Below are 17108 nucleotides of genomic sequence, written 5' to 3' on the forward strand. Positions count from 1 at the left end.
GATTCGCGAAGGCGGTCGTACAGTTGGTGCGGGTGTTGTTGCTAAAATCTTGGCCGATTAATTCAGTCAGAGTTCGTGACTTCATTAAGCATGAACTTGTTTTGACCTAATCGTAATTTTGTTCTTTGTTTGAAAAAATGCTACGGATATGAATTTAATATCCGTGGCTCGTTCTTTTTAGGAAATGTTATGTCTACTAATCAAAAAATCCGTATTCGTCTAAAGGCTTTCGATTACAAATTGATCGATCAGTCTGCTCTTGAAATCGTGGAAACAGCTAAACGTACTGGCGCTGTTGTTAAAGGGCCAGTGCCTTTGCCAACACGGATTCAGCGTTTTGACGTTTTGCGCTCGCCACACGTGAACAAAACTTCTCGCGATCAATTTGAAATCCGTACTCATCAACGCCTGATGGACATCGTTGATCCAACTGATAAAACGGTTGATGCCTTGATGAAGTTAGACTTGCCAGCTGGTGTGGATGTAGAAATCAAGTTGCAATAAATTTTATAGTCGCAAATAGAAAATGCTACATACCATAATTTTTAGCATTTTCAAATAAATAGTCTTGTGAAATAAAATTTAGCAAGCTATAATCGAAGGCTTAGCTGTAGATCGACATGTGTCGATCTATTTGTTTAAGTTTTTTAATAGTCAGCCTCACCCAATCGTAGGTGAGAATGGAGAAAAAAATGAGCTTGGGCCTTGTAGGTCGCAAGGTTGGCATGATGCGTATTTTTACAGATGATGGTGATTCAATTCCAGTTACTGTGCTAGACGTATCCAACAACCGCGTGACACAAATTAAAACTCCTGAAACAGATGGTTATTCCGCTGTTCAGGTAACTTTCGGCCAGCGCCGCGCATCCCGTGTAACTAAGGCGGCTGCCGGTCATCTTGCAAAAGCGGGTGTTGAAGCTGGTACTGTATTAAAAGAATTCCGTGTTGATGCTGTTAAAGCTTCTGAGATGAAGGCGGGCGATGTTGTGCCTGTTGGATTGTTTGAGGTTGGTCAGAAGGTCGACGTTCAGGGTGTGACAATTGGTAAGGGTTATGCCGGCGTTATCAAGCGCTATCATTTCTCTTCCGGTCGTGCAACACATGGTAACTCGCGTTCCCATAATGTTCCTGGTTCAATCGGTATGGCGCAAGATCCAGGTCGTGTGTTTCCTGGTAAACGTATGACGGGTCATCTTGGTGATGATAATCGTACGGTGCAAAATTTGGTGATCGCACGTGTAGATGCTGATCGTCAATTATTGATTGTTAAGGGTGCCGTGCCAGGCGCAAAAAATGGTCAGGTAATTGTATTGCCGGCTATTAAAGTTAAAACGAAGAACGGAGCTTAATTATGGAACTGAAGCTCCTAAATGCAGATGGTCAATCTGCTTCTAATGTTGTTGCTCCGGATACTATTTTTGCTCGTGACTATAACGAGGCTTTGATTCACCAAGTCGTCGTTGCTTTTCAGGCAAATGCGCGTAGCGGTAATCGCAAGCAAAAAGATCGTGAAGAAGTTCATCACACTACGAAGAAGCCTTGGCGTCAAAAAGGTACTGGCCGTGCTCGTGCTGGTATGTCATCTTCGCCACTCTGGCGTGGTGGTGGTCGTATATTTCCAAACTCACCGGATGAAAATTTTTCACACAAGGTTAACAAAAAGATGTATCGCGCTGGTATTTGCTCGATATTGTCTCAGTTGGCTCGTGAGGGTCGCCTGAGTATTGTAGATAGTATTGCTGTTGATGCGCCGAAAACGAAATTGCTGTCTGAAAAGTTGAAGACAATGGGATGTTTGGATTCAGTGTTAATTATTACTGAAGAATTCAATGAAAACTTGATGCTTGCTGCTCGCAACTTGGTAAATGTTTTGGTTGTAGAGCCTCGTTATGCTGATCCAGTTTCTTTGGTTTTCTACAAGAAAGTATTGATTACCAAGTCTGCATTGATCAAGATTGAGGAGATGCTGGCATGAACGCATTAGTTAAACATAGCGAAGAGCGCCTGATGAAGGTGTTGCTGGCTCCTGTGATTTCGGAAAAGGCGACTATGGTTGCTGAGAAAAATGAGCAGGTAGTATTTTTGGTTATGCCAGATGCTACAAAGCCAGAAATTAAAGCTGCCGTAGAATTGCTGTTTAAGGTTCAGGTTGAATCTGTTCAAGTAGCAAATCGTCTAGGTAAACAAAAACGTACTGGTAGATTTAATGGTCGCAGAAATCATACAAAACGAGCTTTTGTGTGTTTAAAGCCAGGCCAAGAAATCAACTTCACTGAAGGGGCATAAGCATGGCACTCGTTAAGATGAAGCCAACCTCGCCAGGTCGTCGTGGTATGGTAAAAGTGGTAACAGAGGGTCTTTATAAAGGTCGTCCGTTTGCCGCATTGTTGGAAAAGAAATCTAAAACTGCTGGCCGTAATAATAATGGCCATATCACTACTCGTCACATCGGTGGTGGTCACAAACAGCATTATCGTTTAGTTGATTTCAAGCGTAATAAAGACGGTATTCCTGCAAAAGTAGAGCGTATTGAATACGATCCTAATCGTACTGCACACATCGCGTTGTTGTGTTATGCAGATGGTGAGCGTCAATATATTATTGCTACTAAGGGAATGGCCGTTGGTGATCAGTTAATGAATGGTTCCCAAGCGCCGATTAAATCCGGTAATTGTTTGCCTATTCGCAATATTCCGGTAGGTACGACAATGCATTGCGTCGAAATGTTGCCTGGTAAGGGCGCTCAAATCGCTCGTACTGCTGGTGCTGGTGTCGTTCTGATGGCGCGTGATGGTACTTATGCGCAGGTTCGTTTGCGTTCAGGTGAAGTTCGCCGTATCCATATTGAATGTCGTGCAACAATCGGTGAAGTTGGTAATGGAGAGCACAATCTGCGTAAGATTGGTAAGGCTGGTGCTATGCGTTGGCGTGGTGTTCGACCTACCGTTCGCGGTGTTGTTATGAATCCTGTTGATCACCCGCATGGTGGTGGTGAGGGTAAAACAGCAGCAGGTCGTCATCCAGTATCTCCATGGGGTCAGCAAACCAAGGGTAAAAAGACTCGTCGCAACAAGCGCACGACCTCGATGATCGTCTCACGCCGCGGCAAGAAATAAGGGGTAATACATGACACGTTCAGCGAAAAAAGGGCCGTTTTGCGACGCCCACTTGGTGAAAAAAGTTGAAACTGCGCAAGCAATTAAAGACAAAAAGCCAATTAAAACATGGTCACGTCGTTCGACAATTATGCCGGACTTTATTGGCCTGACAATCGCGGTGCATAACGGTAAGCAGCACGTACCAGTTTATGTGTCCGAAAATATGGTCGGTCATAAACTTGGCGAATTTGCGTTGACTCGTACGTTCAAAGGTCACGCCGCCGATAAAAAGGCTAAGAGATAGGTGCAATGATGGAAACTAAAGCAATTCTGCGCGGTGTGCGTCTGTCTGAGCAAAAAGGTCGCCTAGTGGCAGATCTGATTCGCGGTAAAAAAGTAGATCAGGCATTGAATATCTTGGCTTTCAGCCCGAAAAAAGGTGCAACAATCATTAAAAAAGTCTTGGAATCTGCAATTGCAAATGCTGAGCATAATGATGGCGCTGATATCGATGAGTTGAAAGTAAAGACTATCTATGTTGAAAAAGGCACGATTTTGAAGCGTTTTACAGCGCGTGCAAAAGGTCGTGGCGATCGTATCTCTAAACAATCCTGTCACATATACGTGACTGTCGGTAATTAAGGAGTCGCGATGGGACAGAAGATACATCCAACCGGTTTTCGTCTTGCGGTAACGCGTAACTGGTCATCTCGTTGGTATGCAGGCAATGGTAATTTTGCTTCTATGCTTGGGGAAGATCTTAAAGTACGTGCGTATCTGAAGAAAAAACTGAAGAATGCATCAGTAGGTCGTATTACTATTGAGCGTCCAGCAAAAAATGCCCGTATTACCATTTATAGCTCCCGTCCGGGTGTTGTAATCGGTAAAAAAGGTGAAGATATTGAACTGTTGAAGGCGGATTTGGCCAAGTTGATGGGCGTGCCAGTTCATGTCAATATCGAGGAAATTCGTAAGCCAGAGATTGACGCGCAATTAATTTCCGATTCTATTGCTCAGCAACTTGAAAAACGTATTATGTTTCGTCGCGCGATGAAACGTGCTATGCAAAATGCGATGCGTTTAGGCGCTAAAGGCATTAAGATTATGTCTAGTGGTCGCTTGAACGGTATCGAAATTGCTCGTAAGGAATGGTATCGTGAAGGCCGCGTGCCGCTGCACACATTGCGTGCCGACATCGATTACGGTTTTAGCGAAGCATCTACTACTTACGGAATCATCGGTGTTAAGGTTTGGGTTTATAAAGGTGATCGCTTAGCTAATGGTGATGCGCCAGTTATAGAATCTACTCCAGAAGACGATAAGAAGCGTCGTGGTCCTCGCCGTGACGATGGCAAGCCAAGTAGCCGTCCTCGCACTAAGCGTCCAGAAGGTCAAACAACCGGTATCGCAGCAGCACCTGCAGCCAAGCGTGCTCGCACGAAAGTAGATGGCGCAACAGTTGCGGCACCGGCTGAGAAAGCAGGAGAATAATCATGCTGCAACCAGCACGTAGAAAGTACCGTAAAGAACAAAAAGGTCGTAACAAGGGGATTTCTCATTCCCGTGGTACTGCTGTTTCTTTTGGTGAGTTTGGTCTTAAGGCAATAGGTCGTGGTCGTATTACTGCTCGACAAATCGAAGCAGCACGTCGTGCTATGACTCGTCACATTAAACGTGGTGGCCGTATCTGGATCCGTATTTTCCCAGATAAGCCAATCTCTCAGAAGCCTGCAGAAGTTCGTATGGGTAATGGTAAGGGTAATCCTGAGTACTATGTTGCCGAGATTCAACCAGGTAAAATGTTGTACGAAATGGATGGCGTTGATGAAGCGCTCGCACGCGAAGCGTTCCGCTTAGCTGCAGCTAAACTGCCGTTATTGACTACGTTCGTCGTGCGTCAAGTCGGCCAATAATAGGGGTTGTAAATGAAAGTATCTGAACTCCAAGGTAAAGATCCGGCGGCGTTGGCAAAAGAACTGAATGAACTGTTGAAAGCTCAATTTAGTCTGCGTATGCAAATTGCAACGCAGCAATTGAACAATACTTCTCAGCTCAAAAAGGTTCGCCGCGATATCGCACGCGTAAAAACTGTCATGAATCAGAAGGATGCCAAATAATGAACGATCAAGTTAGTGTTCAAACAAAAGTGGCATTGAAGCGCACATTGATTGGTAAGGTTGTTTCTGACAAGATGGACAAGACTGTAACAGTAGTCGTTGAGCGTCATGTCAAACATCCTTTGTACGGTAAAATCATCGTTCGTACTAACAAGTACCACGCTCATGATGAAGCAAACCAAGCTAAGGCTGGGGATACCGTTGAAATTCAAGAGGGTCGTCCTATTTCCAAGACTAAAGCTTGGACTGTGACGCGTGTGGTTCAAGTCGCACAAGTTTTATAAAGTTATTGCACAATTTGTTTTTTGATGTAATAATAGTTGGCTGTCATTTGCAAATTATGTATGTGGCAGCCTAAATGCCTTTCGCAGAATGAAAAACGTTTGTGAGAGTAATTAAAAATTCGTCCACCTAATCAGTTGGCTCGTGCATTGTTTGTTGTGTATTGGGTTGGCTGGCAGGACCAAAACTGACTACAGATTTGCATCGTGCGGATTGTGTGGATTAAGTTGGGAAAGAGAACATTATGATTCAAACAGAAAGCCGGCTTGAAGTGGCTGATAATACTGGTGCGCGCGAAGTTTTGTGCATTAAGGTATTGGGTGGCTCTAAGCGTCGTTATGCGGGTATAGGTGATGTAATTAAAGTCACTGTTAAATCTGCTGCGCCTCGTGGTCGTGTAAAAAAAGGTGAAATTTACAATGCTGTTGTTGTGAGAACTGCTAAGGGTGTTCGTCGTCAAGATGGTTCCTTGGTTAAGTTCGATAGCAATGCTGCAGTTTTGTTAAATGCAAAGTTAGAGCCTATAGGAACTCGTATTTTCGGCCCAGTGACACGTGAATTGCGTACTGAGCGCTTTATGAAAATCGTTTCGCTAGCTCCAGAAGTGCTGTAAGGGGTTGTGATGAACAAAATTCGTAAAAACGATGAAGTCATTGTCTTGACAGGTAAAGACAAAGGTAAGCGCGGTCAAGTGCAGCAATGCGTAGACGCGAATTACATAGTTGTGGCAGGTGTCAATGTTGCAAAAAAAGCGACTAAGCATAATCCAATGACTGGGGCAGTTGGTGGCATCGTTGATAAATTGATGCCGATTCATGTTTCCAATGTTGCAGTATTTAATGCGGCATCTGGTAAAGCAGATCGTGTAGGCTTCAAGGTAGTGGATGGTATAAAAATCCGTATCTATAAGTCTACCGGTGAAGTTGTGAAGGCGTAACATCATGGCTCGTCTACAAGCATTTTATAAAGAAAAAGTTGTTGCAGATTTGACAGAGAAGTTTTCTTACAAGTCTCCAATGGAAGTGCCTCGGATATTAAAAATCACCCTAAATATGGGTTTATCAGAAGCAATTGCTGATAAAAAGATTATTGAGCACGCTGTTGGTGATTTGACTAAGATTGCTGGTCAAAAGCCAGTGGTAACTAAGGCGCGTAAAGCGATAGCTGGTTTTAAAATTCGCGAAGGTTATCCAATCGGTTGTATGGTGACCTTGCGTGGCGCTCAAATGTATGAATTCCTAGATCGTTTCGTAACTGTGGCTTTGCCGCGTGTACGTGATTTCCGTGGTGTGTCTGGTCGTGCGTTTGATGGTCGTGGTAATTATAATATCGGTGTCAAGGAGCAAATTATTTTCCCTGAGATTGAGTACGACAAGATCGACGTGCTGCGTGGTATGAATATTAGTATCACGACGACAGCAAAGACCGACGAAGAAGCGAAAGCTCTTCTCGCCGCATTTAAATTTCCGTTCAGAAACTGAGGTCGCCATGGCAAAATTGGCACTGATTAATCGTGAGCAAAAGCGTGCAGACCTTGTGAAGAAATTTGCTGGTAAACGCGCCGAATTGAAGGCCATCATTGATGACCAATCAAAATCTGAGGAAGAGCGGTATGAAGCTCGCCTTAAATTGCAGGCATTGCCACGTAACTCTAATCCGACTCGTCAGCGCAATCGCTGCGCCTTGACAGGTCGCCCACGTGGCACATTCCGTAAATTCGGTTTGGGCCGTATTAAGATCCGTGAGTTCGCTATGCGTGGCGAAATTCCGGGTATGACTAAAGCCAGCTGGTAATAGGAGAATATGCAATGAGTATGAGCGATCCTATCGCCGATATGCTGACCCGCATCCGTAACGCGCAAGTTGTAAAAAAAACTGCAGTTGCTATGCCATCTTCCAAAGTAAAGATTGCAATAGCAAGCGTACTTAAAGATGAAGGTTACATTGAGGATTTCGCAGTTATTGAAGCTGCGGGTAAGTCCGAATTAAAAATCGGTTTGAAATATTACGCAGGACGTCCTGTTATTGAGCGCTTGGAGCGTGTTTCTCGCCCTGGTCTTCGTATTTACAAGGGTAAAGACGAGATTCCAAGTGTTATGAACGGTTTGGGGGTGGCGATTGTTTCGACACCAAAAGGCGTTATGACTGACCGCAAAGCACGCGCAACCGGTGTCGGTGGCGAAGTTATTTGCTACGTCGCCTAAGGAGTGCAAGATGTCTCGAGTAGGTAAAATGCCAATCGCTTTGCCAGCAGGATCTGAAGTTAAGATTTCAGCAGAGCAGATTATAGTAAAAGGCCCGATGGGTGCGCTTACACAGAACTTAAACGGTTTGGTGAAAGTAGTTAATGACAACGGAACTTTGAGTTTTTCACCCGCTAATGACGGTCGTGAAGCCAATGCAATGACGGGTACTTTGCGTGCTCTAGTCAACAACATGGTCAGCGGCGTTACTAAAGGATTTGAAAGAAAACTCAACCTGGTTGGAGTTGGTTATAAAGCCCAAGCACAAGGCGATAAATTAAATTTGTCCTTGGGGTTTTCTCATCCAGTTGTGCACCAAATGCCAGAAGGCGTAACGTGTGCTACACCAACGCCTACCGAAATCCTGATTAAAGGGGTTAATAAGCAACAGGTAGGTCAAGTGGCAGCTGAAGTCCGTGCATACCGCAGCCCAGAGCCGTACAAAGGCAAGGGTGTCCGCTACGCGGACGAAGTGGTTGTGATTAAAGAAACCAAGAAGAAGTAATAGGGGTTGACGATGGATAAGAAACAATCACGTCTGCGCCGCGCGACTCAAACCCGTGCCAAGATCGCAGAGCTCAAGGTTATTCGCCTTGCAGTGCATCGCACAAATCTGCATATCTATGCGAACATCATTGGCCCTGATGCCAAGGTGTTAGCATCGGCATCTACTTTAGAGGCTGAAGTGCGCGCAGAGTTGGCAGCAGTATCTGGCAATGGCGGTAACGCAGCAGCTGCAACTTTGGTTGGTAAGCGTGTTGCAGAAAAAGCGTTAAAAGCAGGGGTTACCGAAGTCGCGTTTGATCGCTCCGGTTTCCGTTACCATGGTCGCATCAAGGCGTTGGCGGAAGCTGCGCGTGAAGCTGGCTTGAAGTTCTAAGGAAAATTCGTCATGGCAAAAATGCAAGCGAAGATGGCGGCTGATAAGCCCGATGATGGCATGCGCGAAAAAATGATCGCGATTAACCGAGTAACCAAAGTGGTTAAAGGTGGTCGTATCATGGGTTTCGCTGCACTGACAGTAGTTGGCGATGGTGATGGCCGTATCGGTATGGGTAAAGGAAAATCGAAAGAAGTTCCTGTAGCCGTACAAAAAGCGATGGAAGAAGCTCGCCGTAAAATGATAAAAGTCACTCTCAAAAATGGCACATTGCAGCACGCTGTCATTGGACAGCATGGTGCGTCGAAAGTGATGATCATGCCTGCTAAAGAGGGTACTGGCGTGATTGCTGGTGGTCCAATGCGCGCGATTTTTGAAGTGTTAGGTGTAGTAAATGTTGTTGCTAAATCCAACGGCTCTACTAATCCCTATAATATGGTTCGTGCAACTTTGGATGGTTTGTCCAAGATGAGCACGCCATCAGAAATTGCTGCTAAACGTGGCAAGACCCTAGAAGAAATTCTGGGCTAAGGTGATTGAAATGACAAATACAGTAAAAATAACTTTAGTCAAAGGTCTGATCGGGACTCGTGAGTCCCATCGTGCTACAGTTCGCGGTTTGGGCTTGCGTCGTGTGAATTCAGTTTCTGAATTACAAGATACACCATCAGTACGCGGCATGATCAACAAAGTCTCGTATCTTGTGAAGGTTGTATCGTAAGCTCTCAGGCTTATGATCGGAGCAAATTATGGAATTAAATACAATACAGCCGGCTGATGGCGCTAAACACTACAAACGTCGTGTGGGTCGTGGTATCGGTTCTGGTTTGGGTAAGACAGCAGGCCGTGGTCATAAAGGTCAAAAATCTCGTTCAGGCGGTTTTCACAAAGTTGGCTTCGAAGGCGGTCAAATGCCTTTGCAACGTCGATTGCCTAAGCGTGGTTTTAAATCCTTGGCTACTCCATATAAGGCGGAAGTTAGATTGACAGATCTGGAGAATTTACCAGTTTCTGAGATCGATATCCTAGCTTTGAAACAAGCCGGTGTAGTTTCTGAGCTCGCACGCGTAGTTCGCGTGATTATGGCGGGAACAATCACTAAAAAAGTAACTTTGAACGGTTTGATCGCCACTAAAGGCGCAAGAGCCGCAATCGAAGCTGCTGGCGGCACAGTCGCTTAATCAGTGCGGACACTGGAGCAATAATTGGCAACATCTCCACAGCAGGCTAAAAGTGCAGCTAGCGGTTTTCCTTGGGGAAGACTATGGTTTTTACTAGGTGCACTTGTCGTATATAGGGTTGGCGCTCACATACCAGTCCCTGGTATAGATCCAACGTCTCTGGCTGAATTGTTTAAACAAAACCAAGGTGGTATTCTTGGAATGTTTAATATGTTCTCCGGTGGGGCTTTATCACGTTTTACGATATTTGCCTTAGGCATCATGCCGTATATTTCTGCATCGATCATTATGCAGTTAATGTCAATAGTTTCACCACAGCTAGAGGCCTTGAAAAAAGAAGGCGAATCTGGACGTCGGAAGATTACACAATATACACGTTATGGTACTTTGTTGTTAGCAACGATACAGGCATACTTCATCGCTTTTGGATTAGAGGCACAACCTGGGTTGGTAATTGATCCTGGAATGGCATTTCGATTCACTACTACAGTGACTTTGGTTACTGGAACCATGTTTTTGATGTGGTTGGGTGAGCAGATTACTGAACGTGGACTCGGCAACGGTATATCAATTATTATTTTTGCTGGTATTGCCTCTGGATTGCCAAATGCGGTGGCTAGTCTATTTGAATTAGTTCGTACTGGATCAATGCATTATGTATCCGCTATGCTGATATGCTTAATCGCAGGCGCTGTTACTTTTCTTGTTGTTTTTATCGAGCGTGGTCAACGTAAGATATTAGTCAATTATGCTAAGCGTCAGGTTGGAAATAAAGTTTACGGTGGGCAGAGTAGTCATCTGCCTTTGAAGTTGAATATGGCAGGGGTTATTCCTCCAATATTTGCTTCTTCCATCATCTTATTCCCGGCAACGATTACTAGCTGGTTCACTAAGGGTATGGATTCTTCAGAGAGTGGTTTCATACGCTTTTTGAAAGATTTGTCAGCTTCAATGGCACCTGGCGAACCTATTCATGCATTGTTGTACGCAGTAGCTATTATCTTCTTTTGTTTTTTCTATACTGCTCTAGTTTTCAACAGTAAAGAAACAGCAGATAACCTGAAAAAGAGTGGTGCGTTTGTGCCGGGTATACGTCCAGGTGATCAGACTGCTCGTTATATCGATAAGATTTTGATGCGCTTGACTTTAGCTGGGGCGGTTTACATTACTTTAGTATGCTTGTTACCAGAATTTTTAATAGCGCGTTGGAAAGTACCATTTTCGTTTGGTGGTACATCCTTATTAATTATCGTAGTAGTTACGATGGATTTTATGGCTCAAGTACAAAACTATGTGATGTCACAGCAATACGAATCGCTTCTTCGTAAAGCAAATTTCAAGGGCGGAATTCCTTCTAGGTAACGCCCAGAGGAACAGCAGATCGAATGGCAAAAGACGACGTTATACAAATGCAGGGTGAGATTTTAGAGAATCTTCCAAATGCAACATTTCGAGTTAAGTTGGAAAACGGGCATGTTGTACTTGGCCATATCTCAGGAAAAATGCGTATGAATTATATTCGCATCTTGCCTGGCGATAAGGTGACAGTAGAATTGACGCCTTATGATTTGAGCCGGGCGCGAATAGTGTTCCGTACTAAGTAAACAAGTAACTAGAAGGAAAGAGGGCAAAAATGAAAGTTCTCGCATCAGTAAAGCGGATTTGCCGCAACTGCAAGATCATCAAGCGCAAAGGTGTAGTTCGTGTGATTTGCACAGAACCACGCCATAAACAGCGTCAAGGTTAATTGACGTTATTTGACGAGGAATAACGAATGGCACGTATCGCAGGGGTTAATATCCCAAATCATCAACATACCGTAATTGGCTTAACTGCTATCTATGGTATTGGCCGCCCGCGCGCACAAAATATTTGTGTGGCTACCGGTGTTTTGACCAGTAAAAAGGTTAAAGATCTGGACGACAACGAACTAGAGAAACTCCGTGACGAAATTGCAAAATTCGTCGTAGAGGGTGACTTACGTCGTGAACTCTCGATGAATATCAAGCGTTTGATGGACTTAGGTTGCTACCGCGGCCTGCGTCATCGTAAGGGCTTGCCTTGCCGTGGTCAACGTACACGTACGAATGCTCGTACACGTAAGGGTCCACGTAAAGCAGCGCAATCTTTGAAGAAATAATCTAGGAAACTAGATTCAAGGAAATATTATGGCAAAAGCACAAAATAACGCAGCCGCAGCCCGCGCTCGTAAAAAAGTTAAAAAGAACGTTGCAGAGGGTATAGCTCACGTGCACGCCTCTTTTAATAATACAATCATCACGATCACTGATCGTCAAGGCAATGCGCTTTCTTGGGCAACTGCTGGTGGTGCGGGTTTTAAAGGTTCGCGTAAATCTACACCGTTTGCAGCTCAGGTTGCAGCGGAAGCAGCTGGTAAAGTCGCTGTTGAATGCGGTATCAAAAATCTGGAAGTTCGTATCAAGGGCCCTGGTCCAGGACGTGAATCTTCAGTACGCGCTTTGAATAACCTTGGAATTAAAATTTCCTTGATTCAAGACGTTACACCAGTCCCACACAATGGTTGCCGTCCTCCTAAACGTCGTCGCATCTAATAGCTAAGATATCGAAAGATATCGCTGCTAGCTTTTTATCGGTTTAGCCGTTAAAATACAGCCCGCCAATGAAATTGGTGGGTTTTGTGTTGTATCGATTATTATTTTAAGACCACCGTCTGGTTGTCAGCAGATCAGACTAGCGCAGCGGAGTAATGTCTCTGCTCTGCGTCATTAAACAAAGGAAATTACCGTGGCACGTTACATCGGACCAAAAGCAAAATTATCCCGCCGTGAAGGTACGGATTTGTTTCTTAAAAGCGCTCGTCGCTCTTTGGATTCAAAATGTAAGTTAGACGCAAAACCAGGTCAACATGGTCGCACTTCTGGTGCTCGTACCTCTGACTACGGTAATCAATTGCGTGAAAAGCAAAAAGTTAAACGTATGTACGGTATTTTGGAACGTCAGTTCCGCCGTTACTTCGCTGAAGCTGACCGTCAAAAAGGTAACACTGGTGAAACTCTGCTTAAGTTGCTGGAGTCTCGCTTGGATAACGTCGCTTATCGTATGGGTTTTGGTTCTACCCGTGCTGAAGCGCGTCAATTGGTCAGCCATAAAGCATTCACTGTTAATAATATCGTCGTTAACATTGCTTCTTATCAAGTTAAAGCTGGTGACGTTGTTGCTGTTCGTGAAAAAGCGAAAAAGCAAGTGCGTATTGCCGAAGCTTTGTCTTTAGCAGAACAAAATACTATGCCTTCTTGGGTTGCGGTTGATTCCAAGAAAATGGAAGGCACTTTCAAGTCCATGCCAGATCGTAGCGACATCGCTCACGACGTTAATGAATCTTTGATCGTTGAATTGTATTCACGCTAATATTCAAGTTTCACTGCCTGCCTATTTTTGATAGGCAGGCTTTTTTCTTTAATGCCATCAGCCTTATCGGTGTAACGAGCCGAGGGTATTGACAAGGACATTGCAATGCAAAACAATCTGTTGAAGCCACGTATTATTGATGTGGAAATGTTGGGCGCTGGTCATGCAAAAGTGACTATGGAGCCGTTTGAACGTGGTTATGGTCATACATTGGGTAATTCATTGCGTCGTGTTTTGTTATCTTCTATGGTTGGTTATGCCCCAACTGAAGTAACTATCGCTGGCGTAGTTCATGAATATTCATCTTTGGATGGCGTTCAAGAAGACGTAGTTGATATGTTGTTGAATTTGAAGGGTATCGTCTTCAAATTGCATAATCGTGATGAAGTTACGCTGACATTAAAGAAGGATACTGAAGGCGCTGTATTGGCTTCGGATATCGATTTGCCACATGATGTAGAGCTGATTAATCCAGATCACGTTATTGCGAACCTGACTGCCGGTGGCAAGTTAGAGATGCAAATCAAAGTTGAAAAAGGCCGTGGTTATGTGCCAGGTAACGTTCGCCGTTTGTCCGAAGATGCGAATAAAACAATTGGTCGTATGATTCTGGACGCATCGTTTTCGCCAGTGCGCCGCGTTTCTTACGCAGTAGAGTCAGCTCGTGTTGAGCAGCGTACCGATTTGGATAAACTGGTCATTAACATTGAGACCAACGGTGTCATTACACCTGAAGAAGCGATTCGTCAGTCTGCACGTGTTCTGGTTGACCAATTGAATGTATTCGCAGCTCTGGAAGGTACCGAAGCTGCTGCTGAAGCGCCATCCCGTGCGCCGGCTGTTGATCCAGTATTGTTGCGCCCAGTTGATGATTTGGAATTGACGGTTCGTTCAGCAAATTGCCTTAAAGCAGAAAATATTTACTACATTGGCGATTTGATCCAACGTAGCGAAAACGAACTGTTGAAGACGCCAAATCTGGGTCGCAAATCTTTGAACGAAATCAAAGAAGTATTGGCGTCTCGTGGCTTGTCTTTAGGAATGAAGCTGGAAAACTGGCCACCTGCTGGCTTGGAAAAATAATTGGTTGTAACGGCTGTGTGGCAAATGTTTAATTAATATTTTGCCGCGCAGTCGTATTAGTAGACTAACTGTAATAGATAGTTTTTGTAATTTGAAGTGCCAAGCAATTACCGGCCCGCGCTGCACAATGCAGTGATAGAAGAGCTGGAATTTTTTTAAAAATCTGAAAGGAAATATCATGCGTCATCGTCACGGCTTACGTAAGCTGAATCGTACTTCTTCCCACCGTTTGGCTATGTTGCGCAACATGACAGTATCGTTGCTGCGCCACGAAGCCATCAAAACAACTTTGCCAAAAGCAAAAGAACTGCGCCGCGTTATCGAGCCGATTCTGACTTTGGGTAAAACAGATACATTAGCGAACAAGCGTCTGGCGTTTTCTCGTTTGCGCGATCGCGAAATGGTCTTGAAATTGTTTGCTGAATTAGGCCCACGTTATGCAAATCGTAATGGTGGCTATCTGCGTATTTTGAAAATGGGTTTCCGTGTTGGCGACAACGCGCCTATGGCCTACGTAGAATTGTTAGATCGTCCAGAAGTCACGGACGTAGATGCAGCTCCAACAGCAGAATAATTTGTTGTTTGCATCAAAATATAGAAAGCCAGGCTAAGCCTGGCTTTTTTATTGTCTCTATCGATTTGGGCAGATATTCTCATTGCTTGTTAAAATGCAAGACTAATTTTTATTTTGAGAAATAGAAACGATCGTCTTGCTGGTGATTACCCAGTTTTTGATGAGAGAGCGGTAACACCAAATATTTTGTGTTTATAAATATGAAGGTAGTATCTGTGAACCTCATATCAAAAATACTATTTGGACATCGTCAGTATTTGGCACAACAATTATCCATTGTGTTTGGATTTTTGATCAAATTAACCAATGCAGATTGCGATGAGTTATTAGCGATTATTTAAAGATCGCATCAGCAGGAAATACCGCAAATTATCACCACCTTCAATTGCGCACGAAACACCTGTTTGTGTGCGACGGATCATCCAAGAAATAGGACTTGCATGAAGATTCAATATTCCAACGAGAAAAACACGTTCAATCGCTATCTTAATCAGTTACGTATTCAATTTGCTTGTGTTGCGGCGATGATATTGCTTTGCTTTGGTTTTTCATCTGTTGCGGTTGCGGATGATTTTTTAGATCCCGAAGTCGCCTTCAAAGTCAGCGGTAAGATGATCGAGCCTGGCGTAGCAGAAATCAACTTCAACATTGCTGATGGATATTACCTGTACCGCGAACGCTTCAAGTTTGCGTCGGATAATGCAAAGCTGGGCGATGTCGTGATACCTAAAGGTAAAGTTAAGTTTGATGAGACCTTTCAAAAAGAGGTTGAAACTTATCGTCATAGCTTAGTCGTCAAAGTTCCCGTACAAGCTTCAGGTGACTTCACACTCAAAGTCACTAGCCAAGGTTGTGCTGACCAAGGTCTGTGTTATCCACCGCAAGATGCTTTAATTAAGTTGTCGATCGCCGATGCTCCAGCCAAATCGGACGTCGCAAATACCGCAGATGATCATAGCGCTGATACTGAAATCCACAGCATTAGTGCAGCATTAAAAAGTGGCAAGCTGATCGTTATCCTTCCTTTATTTTTATTACTTGGGCTTGGTCTCTCATTTACGCCTTGCGTATTGCCTATGGTGCCAATTTTGTCGTTCATTATTGTCGGCGAGGGTACCTCAGTCCGCCGCAGCCGTGGCTTTTTGCTATCCTTAGTGTATTCATTGGGGATGGCTCTGGTTTACACCGCATTAGGTATTGGTGCTGGTTTGGTAGGCGAAGGTCTTGCGGCAACACTGCAGAATCCTTGGGTGCTAGGTACGTTTGCATTGCTGATGGTAGTTTTGTCTTTGTCGATGTTTGGGGTTTATCAATTGCAAGTACCGGCGGCTTTACAAACCAAGCTCACCGTTGCTTCTGAGGGTCAGCGTAACGGTAAGTTATTTGGTGTATTCGTCATGGGGGCAATTTCTGCATTGATCGTTGGCCCTTGTGTGGCTGCGCCGCTGGCAGGTGCCTTGGTTTATATTAGCCAGACCCGCGACGTCGTGGTGGGCGGTTTTGCTCTGTTTGCAATGGCAATTGGTATGAGTGTCCCACTATTGCTTGTTGGCTTATCCGCAGGTAGTTTATTGCCACGCGCGGGTGCGTGGATGGAAAGCATCAAGCGTTTCTTCGGCGTGCTGATGCTGGCGATGGCATTGTGGATGGTTTCGCCTGTGATCCCAGTATGGGTGCAGATGATTGCGTGGGCGGTGCTGGTGCTTGGCTATGCAATTTTCCTATTGTTCTTGCACAAAGGTAATTTGTATTCCAAAGGATTCGCTGTGATCTTTGCTGTTCTGGGGCTAATTCAGTTGGTTGGTGTGCTCACAGGTGGTCGTGACGTGTTTGCGCCATTGTCGCATTTGACCGGTAGCGAAAAGCATGGCGTGACTTTCACCCGTGTGCGCTCTGTCGCAGAATTAGATGCTGCCCTGGCGCAATCAAAAGGTAAAGCGGCGCTATTAGATTTTTATGCTGACTGGTGCGTCTCTTGTAAAGAGATGGAAAAATTGACTTTCACCGATGATAAAGTGAAGGCAAAAATGGACCAGATGTTATTGCTGCAAGTCGACGTCACCGCCAATAATGCAGATGACAAAGTATTACTGAAACGCTTTGGTTTGTTTGGTCCGCCTGGGATTATTTTCTTTAATCAGCGCGGAGAAGAAATTACTGGTGGACGTGTGATTGGTTACCAGAATGCTGAGAAATTTCTAAAATCGATTACTGCTTTTGAAGCATCGCGTTAAGTCTTTAGAGCAAGGTAATGCCTTTG

30 protein-coding genes are annotated in these 17108 nt (G+C 44.5%); all 30 read left to right on the plus strand.

Annotated features, from left to right (window positions below):
- Positions 1-189 precede the first annotated feature (189 nt).
- The 30 genes from rpsJ (at position 190) to dsbD (ending at position 17082) form a co-directional block, all read left to right on the plus strand.
- Positions 190-504, plus strand: coding sequence for a 30S ribosomal protein S10 (rpsJ, locus tag QN395_RS06650; RefSeq protein ID WP_262834989.1), 315 nt, complete (start codon positions 190-192; stop codon positions 502-504).
- A 188-nt stretch (positions 505-692) separates the two neighbouring features.
- Positions 693-1349 carry a 50S ribosomal protein L3 gene (gene rplC, locus QN395_RS06655; RefSeq protein ID WP_322120243.1) on the plus strand — a complete coding sequence of 219 codons (657 nt, stop codon included), beginning with the start codon at positions 693-695 and terminating at the stop codon, positions 1347-1349.
- A 2-nt stretch (positions 1350-1351) separates the two neighbouring features.
- Positions 1352-1975 (plus strand): 50S ribosomal protein L4, encoded by a 624-nt coding sequence (gene rplD, locus QN395_RS06660; protein WP_322120242.1) that lies wholly within the window; start codon positions 1352-1354, stop codon positions 1973-1975.
- Positions 1972-2286 carry a 50S ribosomal protein L23 gene (gene rplW / locus QN395_RS06665; RefSeq protein ID WP_322120241.1) on the plus strand — a complete coding sequence of 105 codons (315 nt, stop codon included), beginning with the start codon at positions 1972-1974 and terminating at the stop codon, positions 2284-2286. Before rplD ends, rplW begins: the two co-directional genes overlap by 4 nt.
- 2 nt (positions 2287-2288) lie before the next feature.
- Positions 2289-3116, plus strand: a complete 828-nt coding sequence (gene rplB / locus QN395_RS06670; protein WP_322120240.1) for a 50S ribosomal protein L2 — start codon at positions 2289-2291, stop codon at positions 3114-3116.
- Positions 3117-3126: 10 nt separating this feature from the next.
- Positions 3127-3402 (plus strand): 30S ribosomal protein S19, encoded by a 276-nt coding sequence (rpsS, locus tag QN395_RS06675; RefSeq protein ID WP_322120239.1) that lies wholly within the window; start codon positions 3127-3129, stop codon positions 3400-3402.
- A 5-nt stretch (positions 3403-3407) separates the two neighbouring features.
- Entirely contained in the window at positions 3408-3740 is a 333-nt protein-coding gene (gene rplV, locus QN395_RS06680) for a 50S ribosomal protein L22 (RefSeq protein WP_262834995.1), read from the plus strand.
- Positions 3741-3749: 9 nt separating this feature from the next.
- Positions 3750-4589, plus strand: a complete 840-nt coding sequence (gene rpsC, locus QN395_RS06685; RefSeq protein WP_323492307.1) for a 30S ribosomal protein S3 — start codon at positions 3750-3752, stop codon at positions 4587-4589.
- Between the two features lie 2 nt (positions 4590-4591).
- Positions 4592-5011 (plus strand): 50S ribosomal protein L16, encoded by a 420-nt coding sequence (gene rplP, locus QN395_RS06690; protein ID WP_133330579.1) that lies wholly within the window; start codon positions 4592-4594, stop codon positions 5009-5011.
- A 12-nt stretch (positions 5012-5023) separates the two neighbouring features.
- The gene (rpmC, locus tag QN395_RS06695; RefSeq protein ID WP_322120237.1) at positions 5024-5215 is read left to right on the plus strand and encodes a 50S ribosomal protein L29; all 192 of its coding nucleotides are present in this window, start codon (positions 5024-5026) and stop codon (positions 5213-5215) included.
- Positions 5215-5499 (plus strand): 30S ribosomal protein S17, encoded by a 285-nt coding sequence (gene rpsQ, locus QN395_RS06700; RefSeq protein ID WP_322120236.1) that lies wholly within the window; start codon positions 5215-5217, stop codon positions 5497-5499. Before rpmC ends, rpsQ begins: the two co-directional genes overlap by 1 nt.
- A gap of 242 nt (positions 5500-5741) precedes the next feature.
- Positions 5742-6110, plus strand: coding sequence for a 50S ribosomal protein L14 (gene rplN, locus QN395_RS06705; protein ID WP_016836029.1), 369 nt, complete (start codon positions 5742-5744; stop codon positions 6108-6110).
- A 9-nt stretch (positions 6111-6119) separates the two neighbouring features.
- Positions 6120-6434, plus strand: a complete 315-nt coding sequence (gene rplX, locus QN395_RS06710; RefSeq protein ID WP_323492306.1) for a 50S ribosomal protein L24 — start codon at positions 6120-6122, stop codon at positions 6432-6434.
- Positions 6435-6438: 4 nt separating this feature from the next.
- A complete protein-coding gene (rplE, locus tag QN395_RS06715) occupies positions 6439-6978 on the plus strand; it encodes a 50S ribosomal protein L5 (RefSeq protein WP_322120234.1) in 540 nt (179 codons plus the stop codon).
- Positions 6979-6985: 7 nt separating this feature from the next.
- Positions 6986-7291, plus strand: coding sequence for a 30S ribosomal protein S14 (rpsN, locus tag QN395_RS06720; RefSeq protein WP_322120233.1), 306 nt, complete (start codon positions 6986-6988; stop codon positions 7289-7291).
- A 14-nt stretch (positions 7292-7305) separates the two neighbouring features.
- Complete coding sequence (rpsH, locus tag QN395_RS06725; protein WP_323492305.1) at positions 7306-7701, plus strand: 30S ribosomal protein S8; 396 nt, start codon at positions 7306-7308, stop codon at positions 7699-7701.
- Between the two features lie 10 nt (positions 7702-7711).
- Complete coding sequence (rplF, locus tag QN395_RS06730) at positions 7712-8245, plus strand: 50S ribosomal protein L6 (protein ID WP_322120231.1); 534 nt, start codon at positions 7712-7714, stop codon at positions 8243-8245.
- A 12-nt stretch (positions 8246-8257) separates the two neighbouring features.
- A complete protein-coding gene (gene rplR, locus QN395_RS06735) occupies positions 8258-8620 on the plus strand; it encodes a 50S ribosomal protein L18 (RefSeq protein ID WP_322120230.1) in 363 nt (120 codons plus the stop codon).
- Positions 8621-8632: 12 nt separating this feature from the next.
- A complete protein-coding gene (gene rpsE, locus QN395_RS06740; RefSeq protein ID WP_323492304.1) occupies positions 8633-9151 on the plus strand; it encodes a 30S ribosomal protein S5 in 519 nt (172 codons plus the stop codon).
- 10 nt (positions 9152-9161) lie between these two features.
- Complete coding sequence (gene rpmD, locus QN395_RS06745; protein ID WP_322120228.1) at positions 9162-9341, plus strand: 50S ribosomal protein L30; 180 nt, start codon at positions 9162-9164, stop codon at positions 9339-9341.
- Between the two features lie 28 nt (positions 9342-9369).
- On the plus strand, positions 9370-9801 hold the full coding sequence (gene rplO, locus QN395_RS06750) for a 50S ribosomal protein L15 (protein WP_322120227.1): 432 nt from the start codon (positions 9370-9372) through the stop codon (positions 9799-9801).
- Between the two features lie 24 nt (positions 9802-9825).
- Entirely contained in the window at positions 9826-11163 is a 1338-nt protein-coding gene (gene secY, locus QN395_RS06755) for a preprotein translocase subunit SecY (RefSeq protein WP_322120226.1), read from the plus strand.
- A gap of 23 nt (positions 11164-11186) precedes the next feature.
- Positions 11187-11405: a translation initiation factor IF-1 gene (infA, locus tag QN395_RS06760; RefSeq protein ID WP_005663428.1), complete on the plus strand. Its 219-nt coding sequence runs from the start codon at positions 11187-11189 to the stop codon at positions 11403-11405.
- Positions 11406-11434: 29 nt separating this feature from the next.
- Positions 11435-11548: a 50S ribosomal protein L36 gene (rpmJ, locus tag QN395_RS06765; RefSeq protein ID WP_014004415.1), complete on the plus strand. Its 114-nt coding sequence runs from the start codon at positions 11435-11437 to the stop codon at positions 11546-11548.
- Positions 11549-11575: 27 nt separating this feature from the next.
- On the plus strand, positions 11576-11941 hold the full coding sequence (gene rpsM / locus QN395_RS06770; RefSeq protein WP_323492303.1) for a 30S ribosomal protein S13: 366 nt from the start codon (positions 11576-11578) through the stop codon (positions 11939-11941).
- A gap of 28 nt (positions 11942-11969) precedes the next feature.
- Positions 11970-12374, plus strand: coding sequence for a 30S ribosomal protein S11 (gene rpsK, locus QN395_RS06775; protein ID WP_110255932.1), 405 nt, complete (start codon positions 11970-11972; stop codon positions 12372-12374).
- 193 nt (positions 12375-12567) lie between these two features.
- Positions 12568-13191, plus strand: coding sequence for a 30S ribosomal protein S4 (rpsD, locus tag QN395_RS06780; RefSeq protein ID WP_322120224.1), 624 nt, complete (start codon positions 12568-12570; stop codon positions 13189-13191).
- 105 nt (positions 13192-13296) lie between these two features.
- Entirely contained in the window at positions 13297-14274 is a 978-nt protein-coding gene (locus QN395_RS06785) for a DNA-directed RNA polymerase subunit alpha (protein ID WP_322120223.1), read from the plus strand.
- A 178-nt stretch (positions 14275-14452) separates the two neighbouring features.
- Entirely contained in the window at positions 14453-14848 is a 396-nt protein-coding gene (rplQ, locus tag QN395_RS06790; RefSeq protein WP_262835016.1) for a 50S ribosomal protein L17, read from the plus strand.
- Positions 14849-15288: 440 nt separating this feature from the next.
- On the plus strand, positions 15289-17082 hold the full coding sequence (gene dsbD, locus QN395_RS06795; protein WP_416352046.1) for a protein-disulfide reductase DsbD: 1794 nt from the start codon (positions 15289-15291) through the stop codon (positions 17080-17082).
- The last annotated feature ends 26 nt before the right edge of the window (positions 17083-17108 follow it).

Origin of the sequence: Undibacterium sp. RTI2.2 (assembly GCF_035018705.1) — a bacterium.
GTDB lineage: Bacteria > Pseudomonadota > Gammaproteobacteria > Burkholderiales > Burkholderiaceae_D > Undibacterium.